Annotated in this window: 1 protein-coding gene; it reads left to right on the forward strand. The window is 47.6% G+C overall.

Translation table 11 applies throughout. The features are described from left to right. Window positions 1-422 (forward strand): CDP-glycerol glycerophosphotransferase family protein (locus ACOZK4_RS27220; protein ID WP_421594745.1); only part of this gene is annotated, 422 nt, incomplete at its 5' end. Window positions 423-437: the final 15 nt, after the last annotated feature.

Below are 437 nucleotides of genomic sequence, written 5' to 3' on the forward strand. Positions count from 1 at the left end.
ATGGTGTCGAGATAATATCGGCATTGGATGTGGATTATGAAAAGATCCTCACGGAATCCAGCCTGATGATCACCGACTATTCCGGCGTGCAATTTGATTTTGCCTATATGAGAAAGCCAGTCGTCTACTACCACCCTGACGAGTTGCCGCCTCACTACAAGGAAGGTGGATTCTTCTACGATACGATGGGGTTCGGCGAGATCTGCACGAAGCATGAAGAGATCGTCGCCTTGATATGCGAGTACATGGAAAACGATTGCGCCATCAAGCCGCTCTACGCAGACCGCCAGAACGATTTTTTTGCGTTCAATGACCTGAACAGTTGCAAACGTATCTATGACGACATGCTGGAGTTCCAGCGTGTTAAACGGTCTGCTATCAGGAGTTCAAGCACTCAAAGCATGAAAGAGGTGCAGAAATGAATACAGCATTGGTCT

The sequence above is a fragment of the Shinella sp. M27 genome (assembly GCF_049199905.1).
Lineage (GTDB): Bacteria > Pseudomonadota > Alphaproteobacteria > Rhizobiales > Rhizobiaceae > Shinella.